Raw genomic sequence first — 18,857 nt, 5'->3', positions numbered from 1 at the left:
GCGCCGGATTGGATGAGAGCCGCGGTCGCGGAGGCGAGGTGGGCGGAGCGATGCAGATTCCGGCGGTGGACGAGGGCCTGGAGCGGCTCCTGCGCGCCACCCTCCCGTTGCCCCCCGACATCGGGGACGTCTCCTTCGAACGGCCGTCGGGCACCTGGTCGGCTCAGCTGAGCCGGGTGGTCGTCAACCTGTTCCTCTACGCCGTCAGCCGCAGCACGCTGCCCCCGGTGGGCGGCGGCAGCCGGCTCGGCCCGGACGGCCGCCGGGAGGTGCGCGACGACGCTCCGCTGGTCGACCTGCACTACCTGGTCAGCGCCTGGGCGGCCACGGTGCCGGAGGAGCACCGGCTGCTCGGCGATGTGCTCGGACTCGCGCTGAGCCACCAGGCCGTACCGCCCGAGCACCTGGCGGCGCCACTGGCGGCGGGCGTCCGGCTGAGCCTGGGCAAGGACGACACCCACCGCACCCGGGAACTCTGGAGCTCGCTGGGCGGCCCGCACAAGGCCTCGTTCACGCTGATCGCGACCGTGGCCGCCGACCTTCCCGACTGGCGGCCGGCCGCTCCGCCCGTGCAGCGGGTCGAGGGCCGCACCCGCGCGGTGTCGGCGGTCACCGAGACCGGGCGGCGCGGGTGAGCCGCGTCGGCACCGGCCCGCGGGTCACGGCCAGCGCCGCACGACTCGACGTCGAGCCCGGAGGCAGCGCCGAGCTGCTGCTCACGGTCACCAACACCGCCGACGTCATCGACGGGTTCACCGTGCGCGCCCTGGGGCTGCCGCCCGGCGCCGTGACGGCGCGGCCGCCGCTGCTGTCCCTCTTCCCCGACGCCGAGGGCACCATCGCCGTCACCGTCACGGTGCCGCCCACCCATCCGGCCGGGCGGCATCCGGTCGTCGTCGCGCTGGACTCACAGCACGCGGGACCCGCCGCCGAGACCGTCGACCTCGACCTCGCCGTGCCGCGACGCCCGGCCGTCGCGCTGGCGGCCCGGCCGAGTGTGGTGCGCAGCCGTGGGCGCGCCGAGTTCGCCGTCGAGGTGGCCAACCTCGGCAACACCACGCTGGACCTCACCTGCACGGCCGCCGACGCCGGCCGGGCCACCAGCCTCCGGTTCACCCCGGCGACGCTGCGGCTGGGGCCCGGTGCCGTCGCCACGACGCTGGTCACGGCCCGAGCGCCGCGGCGCTGGCTGGGCGGCGACCTCGATCGCATCCTCACCGCGCAGGTCAGCGGCCCCGACGCCGAGGCGAGCCTGCCGCTCACGCTGCGGCAGCGACCGGTCGTCGGGCGTGGGTTGCTCACCGTCCTGGTGCTCGCCTCGATCGTCGCCCTGTGGGCGGCGGCGTTCCTGCTCGGCATCACCCAGGTGCTGGGCGCGGAGCCGGCGGTCAGGACGGCGCCGGCCTCGTTCTTCGCGGCGACGCAGCCGGCGGCGCAGAACACGGCGGACGGCACGGCCGGAGGCACGGCGGCGCCGGCCGCCGAGGCGCCCGCCGGGGCGCTGCCCAAGAACGGCCTGCTGCCGCCCGGCGTCGGAGGCACCATCACCGGCACCGTCACCGGCGCGGCCAGCGGTGAGCCGGTCGGCCAGATCACCGTCGAGGCGCTGCGCCGCACGCCCGGCGGGCTGGTCGTGGTCAGTTCGGCGGCGAGCCAGGCCGACGGCGGGTACACGCTGGCCGGGCTGTTCCCGGGCGACTACCTGGTGCGCTTCGGAGCCGACGGCTACCCGCCGGTCTGGTACCCGGCCGCTCCCGACGACGCGGGTGCCGAGCCGGTCGCCGCGACCGCCCAGCGCACCACTTCCGGCACGGACGTCGTCGTCACCGGCGAGCCGGCGTCGCTGCGTGGCGCCGTCGACCCGGGCGACGCCGTCGAGCCCGTCCCGGCGACGGTGACCGCCCGGCCCGCGTGGACCGGCGACGACGGCGCCTCGCCCGCGGAGTACACCGCGACCACCGCGGCCGACGGCTCCTACACGCTGGCGGGGCTGCCGGCACCGGGCAGCTACGAGCTGACCTTCGAGGCCGACGGGTACCGCCCCGCCACCGTCGTCGAGCACGTCACCGGCGGGCAGCAGCGGTTCGTCTCCGAGGTGCGGCTGGCCACCGGCGACGGCCGGATCGCCGGTGTCGTCACCGACGGGGACCGGGCACTGGGCGGGGTCACCGTCAGCACCACCGTCGGCGACGAGGCGATCAGCGCCGGCACGCCCACCGTCGGCGAGGTCGGCCGGTTCGTGCTGCCCGGCCTGCCGACGCCGGGCACCTACGTCCTGACGTTCGTGCTCGACGGCTACGCGGCGCAGACCGCGGTGGTGGAACTGGCCGCCGGACAGGCCGTCACCGACCTCGCGGTGTCGCTGACGGGCGGCGCCGGCACCGTCAGCGGCACCCTGCTGACGCCCGGCGGTGCGGGCCTGGGCGGCGCGACGGTGACGGTCGGCGGGCTGGCCGAGCCGGTGACCACGACGACGCTGACCGACGGGGCCGTCGGCGGCTTCACCGTCGGCGGGCTGCCGCCGGGCGCGTACACGCTCACGTTCGAACACGACGGCTATCAGCCGCAGACGGTCCCCGTGACGGTGTCCGGGTCGGCCGCGACGCCGCCGCTCACCGTGACGATGCTGGACGGACTGGGCCGGGTCACCGGCCGGGTGACCGACGCCGAGGACGGTGCGGCGGCCGGGCTGACGGTCGAGCTCACCGACGGCGCGACGGTGTGGAGCACGACGTCGACCGGTGGCGGCCGGTACGTGCTGGCCGCGGTGCCGGCCGGCGTCTACACGGTGTCGGTCCGGGTCGACGGCCGGGTGCTGGCGAGCGCGGTCGCCGAGGTCGAGCCGGCCGCCGACACCGTCGCGCACCTGCGGCTCGAGGCGGTGCGCTGACGTGCGCGTGACCGCGGCGCCGCAGGTGCTGGAGGCCACCGGCGGGCCCGCGACGGTACGGGTCGAGATCACCAACACCGGCGAGATCATCAGCGGTTATCAGGTGCGGGTGCTCGGCGCCGACCCGGCCTGGGTCACGGTCGACGACGCGACGCCGACGCTGTTCCCCGGGAGCAGCGTCGTCGTCACCGTCACGCTGACGCCGCCGCCCGACCTGCCCGCCGGCGAGCGCCGGCTGGCCGTCCAGGTGCGCGAGACCACGCCGCCCCACCACGCCACGGTCGCCGAGCTGGAGTTGCGGGTCGCCGCGGCGCCGGGCACCACCGTCACGCTCGACCCGGCCGCCGTCACGGCCGGGCGGCGGGCCTCGTTCGGTGTCACGGTGCGCAACACCGGCAACACCACGGTCGAGGGTGCGTTCGCCGGCACCGACCCCGAGGACCGCATCGGCTTCCGGTTCGTGCCCGCGTCGGTGCGGCTGGCGCCCGGGGAGAGCCTGTCCGCCCGGGTCGAGGCGCGCGCTCGCCGCCCGCTGCTCGGCTCGCCCGCGGTGCGGGCGCTGGCCGTGCGGCTGGAGCCGGACGTCGACGCCGCGGCCGCGGCGGGCGCGCAGCCGCTGGGCGAGGCGCCCGGCAGCATGGTGCAGCGCCCGGTGCTGGGTCGCGGCACGATCGCCCTGGCCGGTCTGCTCGCCGCCGTGACGGTGTTCGCCGTCGTCATCACCGCCGCGCTGGCAGGCGTGGTGAACCGCTCGGCCGCCGATCGCGACCTCGCCATCGAGGTGGCCCAGTCGCGCGACGACGCCGCCGGCGCCGGCCGAGCGACGCTGACCGGGACCGTCCGCCTCATCACCACCGGTGCGCCGCTGCCCGGCGTCGCCGTCGAGGCGTACGCCGTGGACGACCCCACCGCGCCGGTGGCCACCACCGCGACCGAGGACGACGGCACGTACGTGGTCGACGGACTGTCCGACGGCGGCTACCTGCTGCGCTTCCGCGGCGCCGGCTATTCCGACCTCTGGTACCCGGCGGCGATGGACAGCGCGGCGGCGGCACCGGTCGAGGTCACGGGCGGCCAGAGCCCCGACGCGGCCGACGTGGCACTCGGCGGACTTCCGGCGGTGCTGGCCGGCACCGTCGAGGGCGCCGACGTCTCTGGGGCGACGGTGAGCCTGCGGATCCCGCTGGAGCAGCTCGGCGGCCAGGCCGAGACGGGCGTGGCCGACGGCGCCGTGGCCGACCCGCAGGGCGGCGCGGCCGGCGCCGTCCTGCGTGAGGTGCCGGTCGGCTCCGACGGCTCGTTCGAGATCGACGGCGTGCCCTCGCCAGGGGTGTACGACGTCGTCGTCGGCAAGCCCGGCTACGCCACCGAGGTCCAGCGCGTGGACCTCACCGGCGGTGAGGAACGCACCGGCATCACGATCCGGCTGCGCGAGGGCGACGGCATCATCGCCGGCGAGGTGCGGGGCGCCGCCGGGCCGATCGGCGGCGCGTCCGTGGTGGCGACGGCCGGCGACTCCACCGCGCGGACGGTGTCGCTGACCGAGGGCGACGTCGGCGCGTTCACGCTGCGGAACCTGCCGACGCCGGGCACGTTCACCGTCGTGGTCGCGGCACCCGGGCACGCCGCGCAGACGCTCACGCTCGACCTGTCCGCCGGGCAGCAGCTGACCGGGGTGTCCGTGACGCTGGGCACCGACGCCGGCGAACTGTTCGGCCGGGTGACGGAGCTGCCCGGCGGCGGACCGGCGACGGGCGTCGAGGTCACCGTCAGCGACGGCACGACGTCGCTGAGCACCGTCACGCAGAGCACCGGCGAGGCGGGCTCGTGGCGCCTGGGCGGGCTGCCCGTCCCGGCCACCTACACCGTGACGTTCGCCGGCCCCGGCCTCGCCGCGCAGACCGTGCAGGTGATGCTGGACGCGTTCGGCGCCATCACCGCCGGAGGGTCGCCGGCCGACGGCGTCACCGTCGCGTTGCACCCGGCGGGCGCCGACCTCACCGGCAGTGTGAGCCTGCGCAACGCCGTCGACGGCAGTGTGGGCCCGGCCGGCAACGTCACCGTCACCGCGGTGTCCGGATCGCGCACCTACGCCGTGACGTCGTCGTCGCAGCCGGCCGGCGACGTGGGCCGCTACGTGCTCCCGCAGCTGCCGCCCGGCACGTACACCGTCACGGCGTCGCGGCCGGGCTCCACGCCGGCCGCCACCACCGTCACCCTCGAGGCCGGCGGGAACCGCGACCTCGACCTCCAACTGGCCGCGCCCGCCTCGGTCACGGCGACCGTCGTCGCCGACGACGGCCCGGTGGCCGGCGCCGTCGTCGACCTCTACCGGGCCACCGAGTACGGCACCGCCGCGGCACCGGTCGCCTCCGTCCGCACCGGCAGCGACGGTCAGGCCTTCTTCGCCGAGCTGGATGCCCCGGAGCACTACGTCGTCGACGTGCGCCTGCAGGCCGGCGCGGCGCCCGCCGCCGCCTCGCCGCCGTTCACCGTCGCGGCCAGCGAGGCGGCCGCCGTGACGCTGAACGTCGCGGCCGCCGCCTCGACCGGGACCACTCCGAACGGAGACTGGGAATGATCGAGGCCGGGCCGGTCGTCGAGGTCACCCGCGAGCCGCAGGGCGCCGCAGGGCAGCCCGCCGCACTGACGGTGCGGGTGCACCACGGCGCCGATGGCCCGCGCGACGTCACACTCACCGTCCTCGGGCTCGACGGCGGGTGGGCACCGGTCCCGGCGCGCGTGGTCGGGCTGCCGCCGCGAACCGTCGCGACGGTCGAGCTGGAGCTCCTGCCGCCGCCGGGGACGGTCGCCGCCGCCTACCCGTTCGTCGTGGCGGCGCAGAGCGGCGACCCGGCGACCGGCGCCGTCACCAGCCGGGCCACGGTCGCCGAGTCCGTGCTCACCGTCGACCGGCCGCCTTCGGTCACGGTGTCCGCGGAACCCGGCGAGGTGCGCACCGCCTGGCGCCGCGGCATCCGCCTCGTCCTGACCAACGCCGCGCCCGAACCGGCGACGGTCGACCTCGAGCTGCACGCGCCGGACGGTCTGCGAGCCACCCCCCGGCGGCGCACGGTCGAGGTGCCGGGCCGGGCGGCGCTGGCGGTGGGTGGGCGGGTCGGCCCGCGCCGGCTCCGGTTCACGGGCGACACGACACGGTTCGGCTACTCGGCGGTCGCGCGCGGGCCACACGCCCCGGCGACGGCGCACGGTGTGGTCGTGGCCAGGCCGCTGATCGGGTCGGTGGCGAAGCGCGCGGTCGCCTTGGCGGCGGTGCTCGCGGTCTGGGTCGCGGCGGCTGTCGTCGGGCTCCCCCGGTTGGTCGACCGGCTCGAGGAACGGCAGGCCGAGGCCGGTACGGCCGCGGACGACGGCGGGCGCCCGGGCGCCGGCACCGGCTCCGGCTCCGGCGAGGGCGGGGGCGAGGGCGAGGGCGACGCCGGCGGTGGCGGCACCGGCGAGGACCACGGCGCCGCCACGGAGGAGCTGCGGCTCAGCGGCCTGGTGCAGGCCGATCAGCCCGGCGGCGTCACCGTCTCCGTCGCGCCCACGTCGGCGTTCGGCGAGTCCGGCGACGACGCGAAGGTCCCGCCGCCCGCCGCGGCCCCCGGAAGGGCCGGCGGCGCCGCCGTCGACCAGACCCGCAGCACCGTCACCAACGAGGACGGCGCCTGGGCGTTCGCGGGTCTCGGCACCGGCGGCCACTACCTGGTCACGGTCTCGAAAGCCGGCTTCCAGACCGAACGCCGCGTGGTCGACGCCACGGCGGCCGCCGAGCCGATCGAGGTGGAGCTGCGGCCGGGCGACGGCCGGTTGTCCGGCACGGTGACCGGACCGGACGGCCCGGTGGGCGGGGCGGAACTGACCCTCACCGACGGCACCGTCACCGTCACCACCAGCACGAGCACCACCGGTGACGTCGGCAGCTGGGCGGTCGACGGACTGTCGGCGCCGTCGACGTACCTCGTCACCGCCACCGCCGGTGGCCTCGGTGCGAGCGCGGCCCTGGTCGAGTTGGACGCGGGCGGCGAGGAGGCGCGGGACCTCGCGCTGCGCCGCGGCGTCACCACGCTGACCGGCCAGGTCACGGGGCGCGACGCCACCGGTGCCACCCGCGGGCTCGGCGGCGTCACCGTCACGGCCGACGACGGCCGGACCGTCCGCACCGCCACCACGGCGACCACCGGCGGCGAGGCCGGCGGCCCCGGTCTGTTCACGCTGCCGGACCTCCCGCTGCCCGGCCGCTACACGGTCACCGTCGCCGGCGACGGCTACCAGACGCAGACCCGCGAGGTCACGCTCACCGACCCCGGCCGGCCCGTGCGCCGGTTGGACACCCGGCTGGTCCCGGCAGGTGGCGAGGTGGCCGGCGTGGTCACCGACGACGCCGGCCGGCCGCTGGCCGGCGGGCTCACGCTCTCCGGCGACGAGGGCGCGGCGTACAAGGTGATGAGCGCGGCCGGCACCGGCGGCTACCGCGTCTCCGGCGTCGCGCCCGGTTCCTACGTGCTGTCCGCGGAGGTGTTCGGGCACGTCACGGCGTATGCGCGGGTCGAGGTGACGGCGGGGTCCGTGGCGACGGCGGACCTGGCGCTCACACCGATCCCCGGCAACGGGCTGACCGACACGTCGGTCATCGTCGGGCGGGCCGTCGACGCGAGCACCGGCGGCGGGCCGGTCAGCTGTCCGGCGCTGCTTCCCGACGAGCCGTGCCTGGTGACGGTGGCCACCACCGCCACCGGCCTGGACGGCGCGCCGCGCGAGCTGACCACCACGTTCGCCCCGGACGCGAGCTACACGCTGCCCGGGCCGGACGAACCGGGCCTGCTGCCGGGCCTGTACGAGCTGACGGTCACCGCGCCCGGCTACGAGCCGGAGCGGATCCGCGTCGAGGTCCCCATGGACGCGACGGTGAACGCACCGGTCGCGGCGCTGCTGCCGGCGCCGTCCGTCGTCGGCACGATCACCGCCCGCGTGGGCGCCGTCCCCGACGGCACCTGCGTCGTCGCCGCACCGGCCGGCGCCGATCCCGAGAGCCTGGGCGACTGCGTCCCCGTCACCCCCGACCCGGACGCGCCGCGGTGCCGGATCGAGGGCGGCGCGCACTGCGCGTTCACCGGCGTCAACGGCGGCTACGAGCTGACCGGCCTGCCGTCGGGCGGCTACGACGTGTCCGTGCGGCCCGGCGACCCGGAGTACCGTCCCGTCGACCCCGTCACCATCACGCTGTTCCCCGGCGACGTCCGCCGCTACGACGCCGCGCTGGACCGGCTCGGCCGGCTGCGCGTCACGGTGCAGGCCAACGACGGCGAGAGCGCATCGCAACCGGCCGCCGGCGCCACCGTCCGCGTGTTCGCGGGCGACGACGACGTCACCGAGCAGGTCCGCGTCGACCGCACCGACGAGGCGAGCGGCGTGTACGCCGTCGCCCACCTGCGGCCGGGGGTGCAGTACCGGGTGCTGTTCGGCTGGCCGGTCCCCGGGTCCGACCCGCCGCGGGTGCTCACCGGCGAGGTGCTCTCGACGGCCGGCCTCAACAACGAGATCCCGCTGGCCCTCACCCTGACCGGCGCCTCGCGCAGCTTCACCGGCCAGGTGGCGCACGAGCTCGACGACACCGGCCCGGTCGGGGTCGGCGGCGTGCAGGTGCAGGTCACCGGCATCGTCGGCTACGACGGCCTGCTGCCGGTCCACCAGAGCGCCACCGTCCTCACCGACGCCGACGGCCTGTTCGCGGTCGTGCCCGAACCCGGCCGGAGCCCGCTCCCGGAGGCCGTGCTGCCGATCGTCGACTCACGGGTCGACCTCACCGCCACGAAGGACGGCTACGAGCGGTCCCGGCTCATCGGCGTCGCCGTCTCCGAAGGGCAGCAGCTGCGGCTCACCCTGACCCCCACCGGACGGCCGGTGCAGGGCCGGGTCCAGCTGGTCCCGGAGGCCGCCGCCGACCTGTCGCAGGCCGAGCTGACGGTGACGGCTGCCCCGCCGGGCGCGGAGGCGACCCGGATCACCGTCACCCCCGGCGGATGCCTGATCTGGTCCGACCCCGCCCAGCGGGTGGACACCGGCTACACGAACGAGTGCGGCGAGGGTCCCGGCGACACCCGCGCGACGCTGGCACGTCCGGGCCGGTACGTCGTCGAGGCACGGCTACCGGGTTACGCCGAGGTCAGCGTCCAGGTGGACGTCGCCCTGGTCACGACCGGCGGCCGCCAGCAGCTCGACGGGTTCGTGCTGTCGCGGCACGGCGCCCTCGAGCTCGCCACCGTCGATGCCGCGGGCGAACCCGTCTACGGCGCCCGGCTGGTGCTCAGCGCGCCCGGCGTGCCGGAACAGACCCGGGCCGCCGAGCCGGGCACCAACCGCACCGTCTTCACCGAACTGCCCAGCCTGCTGCCACCGGGCGGCCGCTACACCGTGCGGGTCGAGGCGGCCGGCTACCGGTTCGACAGCTTCACCGCCGGGCGGCCCGTCACCGGCGGCGTGCCGGAGCCGGACCCGGCCCCGTTCCAGGTGCCACCCGACGGCGTCGGCTCCTACCAGCTCGCGCTCGTGAAGCTGGGCGAGATCAGCGGCGTGCTCCGGTCGCACACCGTCGTCGACGGCGAGGTCGTGGCGGCACCGCTCGTGGGCGGCACCGTCGTCGCACGGCACGCGTCCGGACTGGAGTTCTCCGCGGTGTCGGGGCCGGGCGGCCGGTTCACCGTCACCGGCAGCCGCGACGTCGCCGGGCTGCTGCCGGGCACGTGGGAGGTGCGGGCCGACCCGCCCGACGGGTACGCCTTCGACGCGACGCCGCTGCCGGTCCAGATCACCGCGGACCACCAGGCCGTCTACCCCGACGGCAACGCCGACCCGTTCGTCGTCGCGGTCACCGCCGAACCCGTCGACGTGTTCGTCAACGTCTACGTGCCCGGAACCGGCGGCGAGCCGCCGCAGCCGCTGCCGGGCATGACCGTCGAACTGCTGCGCGGCGGCGTCGTCCAGACGGCGGCCCCCTGCGACGGGGGCACCGGCTGCTACCGGTTCACCGGCGTGCCGCCCGTCCCGCAGACGCTGCGGGTCAGCGGCGAGAACTACGCGCCGCTGACCCTCACCGTCCGGCCCGAGCCCGGCGCCGCCAGCACCTTCAACGTGCCGGTGACGCAGCTGACGAACACGGTTCAGGGCACGGTCAGCGGGCAGTCCGGCACCAACCCGGCCGAGCCGCTCGACGAGGTCGACACCTGGCTGTGCCGGGTCGAGGACGTGGTCGACGACCGCTGCCCGGCGGCCGGGGACGACCCGGTCCAGGCGGGGCCGGTGTTCGAGTTCGCCGCGCTGGCCGACGGCACCTACCTGGTCGACGTCCGTCCGCGGGCCGGGCAGCCGTACACGCCCACGACCCGGACGGTGACGGTGGCGGCCGGGCAGATCGTCGCCTTCGACATCGTCCTCTATGCCGAGGCGCAGCCGGTCACCGTGACCGCCGAGGCGGTCAACGGCTGGGATCTCACCGGGGCCATGGTGACGCTGACCAGCGCCGGCGGCGACCCGGCGCCGGCGCCACAGCCGGTGGTCCGCTCCGGCGGCTCCACCTACGCGACCACGTTCGCCCAGGTGCCGCCCGGTGACTGGTCCGCGACCCTGACCGGTCCGGCCGGGCACGTCGGTGTGCACCGCAGCGACCCGCCCGAGGACGGCAGCCGTGATCTCACCATCGAGGTGACCGAGGTGCGGGTGCGCATGGATGCCCGGTCCGCCGGCCAGGACGCGCCCGGGTCGGTGGACGTCGTGATCACCGGCGCCGACGACGCGACGGTGTTCGCCGACGACCTGCTGGTCGACGCCGGCACGGTCACCGCGTACCTGCCCGCCGGCGCGTACACCGTCGCCGCCGAGGTGCCCGGCGGGTTCGCCGGCTGGACCGTCACGCCGGCCACCGTGGACGTGCCCCTCGGCGCGGCCGACGTGCCGGCCCGGTTCACGCTGACCGGCCCGCCCGCGACGACGCTGGAGCTGGCGGTCACCCCCGAGCAACCGGTCGCCGGCGCGGCGGCGACGCTGGGCGCGACGGTGACGTCCGCCGGCGCCGCGGCCGGCGGCGGCAGCGTCACGTTCGTGGTCGACGGCGACGAGATCGGCTCCGTGCCGGTCGACGACGGGACCGCCGAGCTGGAGCACGTGTTCGACGACCCCGGCGGCCACACGGTCGAGGCCGTCTTCGAGTCCGCCGATCACGGCGGCTCCCAGGACCTGCTCACCGTGACCGTCGTCGAGCCGCTGGTCACGCTGACCGGGCCCGCGGGAGCGGTCGGCGCCGGCGACCTGGTCGAGCTGCTCGCGGTCGTCGACCCCGTGGTCAGCGGGCGCACGCTGCGGCTGCACGACGCCGACGGGCCGGTGGGCGCCGCGGTGTCGCCCGGCGCCGGCGGCGAGGGCGAGTTCGCCGTCGAGGAGCTCGCGGCCGGCGAGCACACGTTCATCGTCCGCTACGGCACGGGCCCGCACGCCGTCGACTCCGCACCGGTCGTCGTCACGGTGCTCGCCGACGAGGGGTGACGACGTCGCCGGTCAGCCGAGCAGCGCGACCAGGCCGAGACCGGTGAGGACGATCAGGCCGACGACGAACAGCACGAGCCAGAGCGGCGGATACCAGGGAGCCGGCGGCGGCGCCGGAGCGGGCGGCGGCGGCACGACGACGGCCACCGGGACCGGCGCGGGCACGACCACCATCGGCCGGCCGCAGCGCAGGCACACCTCGGCCCGCGGCGGGTTCGGCTCGGCGCAGTGCGGGCAGGGCAGCGACGCGATGGTCTGCGCGCCGACGGTGCCGGGCAGCCGGCGGCGGGCGTCGTCGCCGGCGTCGGCCGCACCGGCCGCGGACTGGCGGACCACCCAGAACAGCGGATAGTCGCACCGGGCGCAGAAGCCGGCGGCGTCGCGCCGGGCCAGGTCGACCAGGCCGGGCGTGCCGCAGCGCGGGCACACGACGGGCTCGGCCGCGCCCACGGCCGGTGTGGGGCCGACGGCCGTGGCGGCGACCGGTCCGGCCGGTACCGCCGCCGGCGGCGGGTCCAGCGGCTCCAGCGCGACCGGGGTGACGTCGACGCGGGCCGGCGCGACGCGCGGTTCGGGATCAGTGCGATCCAGGGCCATGGCCGCCTCCGTCCGACGTCCAGATCATCCGGTCGCCCACCCACAACTGCGCCCGTACGTGCGCGGGGACCTCGTCGGCGACGACCGCGGCGAAGTCCGGCTCGGACAGCCAGCCCGTCGCGGACACCGTCATCCGCACCCAGGCCGGGTCGGGCGGCGCCTCCCCCTCCAGCCAGACGCCGCCGCCGTCGACCACCTCGGCCGGCCCGCCGCTGAGGACCTCCAGCGTGCGGGTCAGGCCGTGCCGGGTGCCGCGCCAGGCCAGCGTCTGCGCCGAGGCCCGGACGACGGTGCGTGCGGCGCGGCCGGGCAGCGACGGATCCAGGCCGTCGAGCCCGATCCAGCCTGCCAGCCAGCGCACCATCGCGTCCGGGGCGACGGTGACGTCGCCCAGGTGCTCGAGGTTGTCCGCGCCTTCGGCCAGCGAGTCGGCGCCGTGCTGGAAGATCGAGAGGAACCGGACGAAGAAGTCGTCGTCCAGCATGCCGGTCGGCATCTGGGTGACCAGCCACTGCGGCGGCCTCACCGGACCACCACCTGGTGGGCGGCGGACAGGAACAACGAGTCCGGCGACAGCCGGATGATGTCACGTCCGCTGCCCAGCCGGCGGCCGGTGCGCAGGTCGTACTCGAACAGCAGCACCTCGTCCACGCGGTCCACGCCGTCGACCGCCTCGATCAGCTGCGAGACGGCGGCGAAACTGAGGTCGGCGTCGAACGGCCAGCCGGCGCCGTCGGCCCCGCCGGTCAGCGGGTTCACGTACCGGGTGAGCTCCTCGACGATGCGGCCGCTGACCAGCTCGGCGGGCCGTCCAGGCGCCGCACGGACCATGGCCACCACGCTGACGCCCTGGTAGTACGGCGTGGCCAGTTCGACGCCGGTGCCGACGAGCCGGTGCCGGTCCAGGTGCGTGCCGACGGTGTCGAGGAGGTGCGGCGTGAGCGCGAAGTCGTCCAGCCGGTGGTCGCGCGGATGGCTGCGCACGTGCGGGACGAGCATGACGCGCGCGGTGCCGTCGCCGGGCAGACACCGTGCCCGCGCCACCTGCGCCGACGCCTCACGGGCCAGCCGTTCGAAGTCGCCTGCGGTCACCGCCCTGCGCCCCGTGCGCAGCGTCAGCGGGCCACGCACCTTCGCCTCGGCGACGGTCTCGGCGTCGACGCCGCCCGCCGCCGGTGCCAGATTCGTCACCGACGCGACGTAAGGGACGGTCGTCAGCAGCTCGGTGAGGGTGTGCGTGCCGACGTTGCCGGACCGGCCGCCGCCGGTGCGGTAGCCGCTGACGGCGATCTCGGCGCCGTCGGCAGGAACGGCACCGTGCTGGCGGCTGCTGCCGTCGGGATAGCGCACCCGTGGCCCGAACCGCACCTCGCCCGTCGCCGCGTCCCACACGACGTGCCGATCGTCCGGGCCGCTGTCGGCGAAGTCGGGCACCTCGGTCCAGGTCCGCGCCCCGTCACGGTCGACGACCCGCACCACCTCGTCGCCGCGCCTGGGCAGGACGGGAGCCGCCGAGACGGCGAACACCTGGCCCGGTGCGCCGACGGAGCGGCCCAGCGACTCGGCCGGGACGGCGCTGGCGTGCTCGGCCGCCGTCGTGCCGCCGATGGTCGCCACCTCGAGCGACCGGATCCGCGGCGGCCGACGGTAGGTCGGCTGACCGGGGTCGGGCTCACGCAGCCGCCCGCGCACCCAGTACGCCGTCCGGTCGCCCAGGCGCAACGACCGGTGCTCGCGCGGGATGAGCAGCACGATCTCGCCGTCGCGGTTCAGCCCGCCGGTGGTGTCGCGGTGCACGGCCGCGGCCACCCAGGCCTCCCCCGTCCACGCCTCCCACACCAGCGGCGGGCGACGCGGATCGACCCCGATGCCCTCGGCCTCGGCGGCGATGGTGAACCGGACGGCGGCGCCGGCGAGGCTCTCCGCGAACCCGAGGACGACCGCGTCCCCCGGGGTCAGCCGCGGCGAGAAGCACTCGACCGGCAGACCGAGGACGGTGAAGTCGCTCCAGCGGTCGCTGATCCGCTCGGCCGCGTCCGAGGTGATCAGCCCGGTCAGCCGCGGCGGACGGATCGCGAGCTCGTCAACGGTGGCGAACACCACCCGGTCCGGCGCGCCCGCCGTCGCCACCGGGGTGCCGGCCGGCACGACCACCGTCCGGTCCAGCGCCGCGGACAGCCAGAACGTGAGGTCGGCCCGCGCCACCGACGGCGGGAACGGCTCGATGCCGACGAGGTTGAGGAAGTGCACGTAGAGCTTCTCCGGCACCTGGTTGAGCCGGAAGATCACGCTCTCGCTCATCCACGCGAACAGCTCGATCAGCGCGACGCCGGGGTCGGCGACGTTGTGGTTGGTCCACTCGGGGCAGTACCGCGGGATCAGCCGCTTCGCCTCGTCGACGATGTCCTGGAACCGCCGGTCGTCCAGGTTCGGTGCGGGCAACGGCATGGCTCACTCCTCACGCGGGATGACGTAGAACGGGTAGACCAGGTTGCGGCGGTCGTTCGTCGTCCGGACCCGGTAGACGATGCCGATGCGCACCAGGCCGGACTCCTCGTCGTCCTGGACCGGTGTCACCTCCTCGACCTCGACCCGCGGCTCCCAGCGGGCGATCGCCTCGCGGACGGCCTCGGCGATCAGCCCGATGAGGTTCGGTGTAATCGGCTCGAACATGAGCTCCCAGATGCGGCAGCCGAACTGCGGGCGCATGACCCGCTCGCCGGGCGCGGTCAGCAGGATCACCCGCATCGAACGGTCCAGCTCCTCCGGCCCTGTCGTCAGCCGGATCGAGCCGGTGTGGTCGACCTGCAGCGGCCAGAAGAACCCGCGGCCGACGACGTCGGCGTCGAGGCGGTCCGGCGGCAGCGGCGCGCGGACCGGGCCGTCGTCGTCGCTCAATTGATCGCCACCGCCTTTCCCTTGACGGTGGCGACGCCGTCGCTCTCGAGGCTCGCCGCCCCGGTGCCCTTCGCCGTCAGGGTGCTCGCGCTGAGCCCGAGCGTGGCGGTCGCCTTGATGTCGACGCTGTTGCCCGAGAGCGTGAGCTTGTCCTCCGCCTTGACCGAGATCTCCGCCGCCTCGACGGCGATCCGGTTCTGCCCGTCGACGGTGATCGTGGCCCGGCCCACCTTGATCGACATCGGCACGTTCGCCGGCAGCTCGACGTCCATGCGGTCCTTGCCCAGCCGGATCCGGTGCTTCCCGCCGGCCAGCGCGATCAGGACGTGCTCGTTCTTCTCCCCGGTGCCGTCGGCCAGCTCGATCACGTGACCCAGCCGGGAGGTGAAACGCCGGTGCTGCACGCCGGTGCCCGCCGTGATCTCGTGCTGCGGAATCTTGTCCTTGCTGTTGTGCAGGCCGGCGAGGATCACCGGGTGACGCAGGTCGCCGCCCTCGAACGCGACCAGAACCTCGTCGTCCACCTCCGGGAGCACCGTCAGACCGCGGCCGGGGCCGGCGCCGACGGTGGCGACCCGCGCCCAGTCGCTGTTGTCCAGGGGTGTGAACGCGGGGAAGCGCACCTTCGCCCGGCCGCGCTTCTCCGGATCCCGCACGTCCGTGACGATGCCGCTCATCAGGCCGTAGAACCGGCCGCCGGCGTCGGCGCGGCCGCGCCCGACGTCCTCGCGGCCGCCCAGCAGGTCCACCAGCGAGGCGGGCGCCCGGTCGCCGGCCACGAACCGGGTGTGAAAGCCCGTGCGCCGGTACACGTGCTCGATGCGGCTGACGTGGTAGGTGCCGGACACCGGACCCGCGTTCGTCACCGTCAGCGCGGTGCCCGGCGTCATCGCCGGGTCCACCAGGCCACGGCCCCGTGCGGTGACCGCGGCCCGCGCGATCGAGTCGCGCAGCGACCCGGCGACCTCGTCGGCCTCGTTCTTGTTCGCGACCGTCCGCACGACGTCGACCCGACGCTTCCTCTCCTTGGTGTTCCCGATCGCGCCGCTGAACACGTCCAGCAGCGGTGCCTTGGACATCACTGTGGTGGCATCGACGAGCGCGGGATCGGACGCCACGGCCTCCTTCTTCCAGGGGTTCCAGCCGCGCACCTGGACCTCGGTGGGCACGTCGACCGCGCTCGCCGAGAATTCCTGGAGGTCCTTGCCGAGGGCTCGGGTCAGCTTCGGGCCGGTGCCGGGCAGCGTCGCGACGACGGTGCCGTCGTCCACCCACCAGTCCCAGCTGAGCCGGTCGGCCACCTCGTCGAGGAACTCGAGGTCGGTGCCCACCTGCAGGACGTGGGTCTGTATCCCGGTCTCCGAGCCGGGCAGCCGCACACCGAGCCCGACGGCGCCCGCCACCTTCCCCACCACGTCGTGAAAGGACTGCTCGGTGAAGGTCCGCACGACCGGGCTCCCGGCCAGCTTGCGGGCGCCGTCGTGAGCCGTGACGACGAGCTCCGGCGGGAGCCCGTCGCGCTGCTCGACGGCGATGCCGGTGACGGCGCCCTCGGCGAGCTGCCCCTTGCCCATGACGCCGACCTCGATGGTCGTCCCCACGCCGAAGGCCGACGACGAGGCCAGGGCGTAGCCGGGGTCGGTGAAGCGCAGGACGATGGAGCCGACGGTGCGCAGCCCGCGGTCGGCCCGCAGCTCGACCAGCGCCTCGAGCCACTTGCCGGTCAGCAGCGATCCGCCGACCCGGACCTCCGGCGCCGTGGTCACGATTCCAGCCTCGGGATCGAGAGCAGGCGGCCGGGCCGCAGGTCGAGCGGGTCGGCGATGGCGTTCGCCCCGGCCAGCACCCGCCAGCGAGTGGCGTCGCCGTAGTAGGCGGCCGAGATCCGGTCCAGCGTCTCGCCTGGCCGGACCCGGTGCACCCGGTGCGGACGCGGTGTCCCCGACGTCGGGTTCTGCGGCCCGAACGCGTTCGACGGCTCGTACTGGCGCAGCGTCAGCCAGAGCCGGGCCCGCAGCGGCACCCCGGCGGACGAGAAGTAGGTGAACGCCAGCTCCAGGTCACTGACGACGGCCTTGAACGAGTGCAGGTCGCCCCAGTGGAACGTCACGTACGGCGGGCGCGCGTTGTTCGTGGTCTCGTCCGTCCCGGGGAGATTCAGGTCGACCTCCATCAGGCCGACGATCTTCCCCGTGTACTTCGTCACCGGGCTGCCGTCGTGGGTGGTGTCGAAGAACAGCTCCAGACGCAGCCAACCGGATCGGGCGCCCGCGTAGCGCAGCGTCGGCACACCCTTGCCCGGCAGCCGGTCGGCCGCCCACTCGTTCGTCCTGCCCACGGTGAGCTGGGCCGGGTTGAACAGGCACGGCAGCCGTTCACCGCCCTCGATCTCCAGGAACGCCTTCTCCGTCGCCACTAGAACACCCCCGGTACTCCGCGGCGCCCGCGCCGCTCCAACTCACCGCGGACGCGTCCTTCGATCCGCTCCAGCACCAGGTCCGCCAGCTCGGCCAGGTCGGCGGGATCCAGGTCGGTGAGACGCCACCGGGCCGGCGGTTCCGGTCCGCCGGGCGGCTCGGACGGTCCGGCCGGCTGACCGGACGGTCCGGCCGTGCCGGCCGGGTGGGCAGCGCCGGTCGGACCGGCGGCAGGCGGCGCCGCCCAGCCGGGTGCGGCCGTGCCGGCGACCGTTCCGGCGGCCGGGACGTCGGGTCTCGTCGGCAGCGGTCCGGAGCCGGACGGACGAGTCGCGGCACGCACGATCCCGGTCGCCGTCTCGCCCGGCCGGACCCCCGGCGCTCCGACGACGGCCACCGGCGGCGCGATCGACATCCGCGGCGGCGCCACCCGGTCCGTCCGCACGCCCATGGATGTCCCCGTCAGCGCCGCCTCGTCATGGGCTCGCAGGACGGTCGGCGCCGGCCCCGGCAGTCGCGTCAGCCCACCCGCCAGCACCCGGCCGAGGACCGCGGGGGCGATCTCGTGCACCCCCGCGGTCCCGGCCGCGGCCCACGGCCCGGGCCCCGCCGCCGCGGTGCCCGGCACGATCGAACCCCCCACGACCGTGCCGGGCGGCACTCGCACGGGCTGTCCTCCGGTCGTCCTCGCGCGACTCGTCCTCCCGCGGGCGAACTCCGCTCCGTCGTCGCGCGCTCGGCGCCTGACCGGCACGGTGCTGCGCGACGGCGCGCCCCACACCGCCGGTGCCACCGACCGGCCACCGCGCGCGCCACGCCCACGCGCGCCGAGGTGCAGCGCCGGCACGCCCCCCACCACCCATCCGGCGGACCGATCGCCCGCCACGCCGCGCCCGGCCGCCCCCGCCACGCCAGGCCCAGCCGTCCCCGCGGCACCGGACCCCGGTCGCCGCTCGGCCGAGCGTGTCGTCGCAGGCAGGTTGGTCGTCGCCGGGCTGGTCGTCGCCGGGCTGGTCGTCGCCACGGCTGGGCCGCGCATCGCCACGGACCGGCCGCGCATTGCCGCCGGGGTTCTTCCCAGGCCGGCGCCGGCCGCCTCCGGTTCGCCCGGATGCGCACGGCCGGCGTCCGGCCGTGCGCTCGCGCCCACCGCGCGGGACAACCGCCCGGCCGGCGTCCACCGGACTGCCGAAGCCGTCGCGCCGACCGGCGACCGCGCGTCGCCGATGGCGCCACGCGAGAACGCCGTTCCGAGCCCGCCGGGTGGTGTGGTGGCGTACCCGGCCTCCGGCGGGCGGGCTGCGGGGGCGAGTCCTCGCGCCGCGCCGGTCACGCTGCGCCTCACCGTTCGGCCCACTCCCTCGGCACCGAGCCGGGCCTGCGCGGGTCGAGCCTCCTCGCTCCCATCCGCAAGGCCCGCGACCACACTGCGCGATCCGCCGCCCGCTGTCGCGGCCGAGTCCTCGCCGCCCGTGCCCGCACGACCTCCACCAGGCCGCATCGCGGGGTCTGCC

11 protein-coding genes are annotated in these 18,857 nt (G+C 76.1%); 4 read left to right on the top strand and 7 right to left on the bottom strand.

Translation table 11 applies throughout. The annotated features are described in order from the left end of the window. Positions 1–50: 50 nt before the first annotated feature. From DZA62_RS08065 to DZA62_RS08050, 4 genes are read left to right on the top strand one after another with little or no spacing between them, the layout of a single operon-like run. Positions 51–635 carry a DUF4255 domain-containing protein gene (locus DZA62_RS08065; RefSeq protein WP_116948353.1) on the top strand — a complete coding sequence of 195 codons (585 nt, stop codon included), beginning with the start codon at positions 51–53 and terminating at the stop codon, positions 633–635. Further along, positions 632–2,890, top strand: a complete 2,259-nt coding sequence (locus DZA62_RS08060; protein WP_116948352.1) for a carboxypeptidase regulatory-like domain-containing protein — start codon at positions 632–634, stop codon at positions 2,888–2,890. The genes DZA62_RS08065 and DZA62_RS08060 overlap by 4 nt, the downstream gene beginning before the upstream one ends. Position 2,891: 1 nt before the next feature. Beyond that, positions 2,892–5,471 (top strand): carboxypeptidase regulatory-like domain-containing protein, encoded by a 2,580-nt coding sequence (locus tag DZA62_RS08055; protein WP_116948351.1) that lies wholly within the window; start codon positions 2,892–2,894, stop codon positions 5,469–5,471. Continuing rightward, positions 5,468–11,431, top strand: coding sequence for a carboxypeptidase regulatory-like domain-containing protein (locus DZA62_RS08050; protein ID WP_116948350.1), 5,964 nt, complete (start codon positions 5,468–5,470; stop codon positions 11,429–11,431). The genes DZA62_RS08055 and DZA62_RS08050 overlap by 4 nt, the downstream gene beginning before the upstream one ends. Positions 11,432–11,443: 12 nt before the next feature. On the opposite strand, the gene DZA62_RS08045 is transcribed toward DZA62_RS08050, so the two are convergent. The 7 genes from DZA62_RS08045 to DZA62_RS35580 are packed head-to-tail and all read right to left on the bottom strand — an operon-like array spanning position 11,444 to position 18,010. Beyond that, on the bottom strand, positions 11,444–12,028 hold the full coding sequence (locus DZA62_RS08045; protein WP_116948349.1) for a hypothetical protein: 585 nt from the start codon (positions 12,026–12,028) through the stop codon (positions 11,444–11,446). Next, entirely contained in the window at positions 12,009–12,554 is a 546-nt protein-coding gene (locus tag DZA62_RS08040) for a phage tail protein (protein ID WP_198663534.1), read from the bottom strand. The genes DZA62_RS08045 and DZA62_RS08040 overlap by 20 nt, the downstream gene beginning before the upstream one ends. Beyond that, entirely contained in the window at positions 12,551–14,476 is a 1,926-nt protein-coding gene (locus DZA62_RS08035; RefSeq protein ID WP_116948348.1) for a putative baseplate assembly protein, read from the bottom strand. Before DZA62_RS08035 ends, DZA62_RS08040 begins: the two co-directional genes overlap by 4 nt. Before the next feature lie 3 nt (positions 14,477–14,479). Beyond that, complete coding sequence (locus DZA62_RS08030; protein WP_198663533.1) at positions 14,480–14,926, bottom strand: GPW/gp25 family protein; 447 nt, start codon at positions 14,924–14,926, stop codon at positions 14,480–14,482. After that, a complete protein-coding gene (locus tag DZA62_RS08025) occupies positions 14,923–16,692 on the bottom strand; it encodes a phage baseplate assembly protein V (RefSeq protein ID WP_116948347.1) in 1,770 nt (589 codons plus the stop codon). The genes DZA62_RS08030 and DZA62_RS08025 overlap by 4 nt, the downstream gene beginning before the upstream one ends. After that, a complete protein-coding gene (locus tag DZA62_RS08020; RefSeq protein ID WP_116948346.1) occupies positions 16,689–17,342 on the bottom strand; it encodes a CIS tube protein in 654 nt (217 codons plus the stop codon). The genes DZA62_RS08025 and DZA62_RS08020 overlap by 4 nt, the downstream gene beginning before the upstream one ends. Further along, complete coding sequence (locus tag DZA62_RS35580; RefSeq protein WP_157987541.1) at positions 17,342–18,010, bottom strand: hypothetical protein; 669 nt, start codon at positions 18,008–18,010, stop codon at positions 17,342–17,344. Before DZA62_RS35580 ends, DZA62_RS08020 begins: the two co-directional genes overlap by 1 nt. Positions 18,011–18,857 lie beyond the last annotated feature (847 nt).

It is taken from the genome of Jiangella endophytica (genome assembly GCF_003427025.1).
In the GTDB taxonomy this organism is placed as follows: Bacteria; Actinomycetota; Actinomycetes; order Jiangellales; family Jiangellaceae; genus Jiangella; species Jiangella endophytica.
This window is presented reverse-complemented; position numbering and strand designations above follow the sequence as displayed.

Excerpts from the sequence above, each read along its gene's own strand:
- DZA62_RS08065 (WP_116948353.1), top strand. The coding sequence starts at position 51 with ATGCAGATTCCGGCGGTGGACGAGGGCCTGGAGCGGCTCCTGCGCGCC.
- DZA62_RS08050 (WP_116948350.1), top strand. The coding sequence starts at position 5,468 with ATGATCGAGGCCGGGCCGGTCGTCGAGGTCACCCGCGAGCCGCAGGGC.
- DZA62_RS08045 (WP_116948349.1), bottom strand. The coding sequence starts at position 12,028 with ATGGCCCTGGATCGCACTGATCCCGAACCGCGCGTCGCGCCGGCCCGC.
- DZA62_RS08035 (WP_116948348.1), bottom strand. The coding sequence starts at position 14,476 with ATGCCGTTGCCCGCACCGAACCTGGACGACCGGCGGTTCCAGGACATC.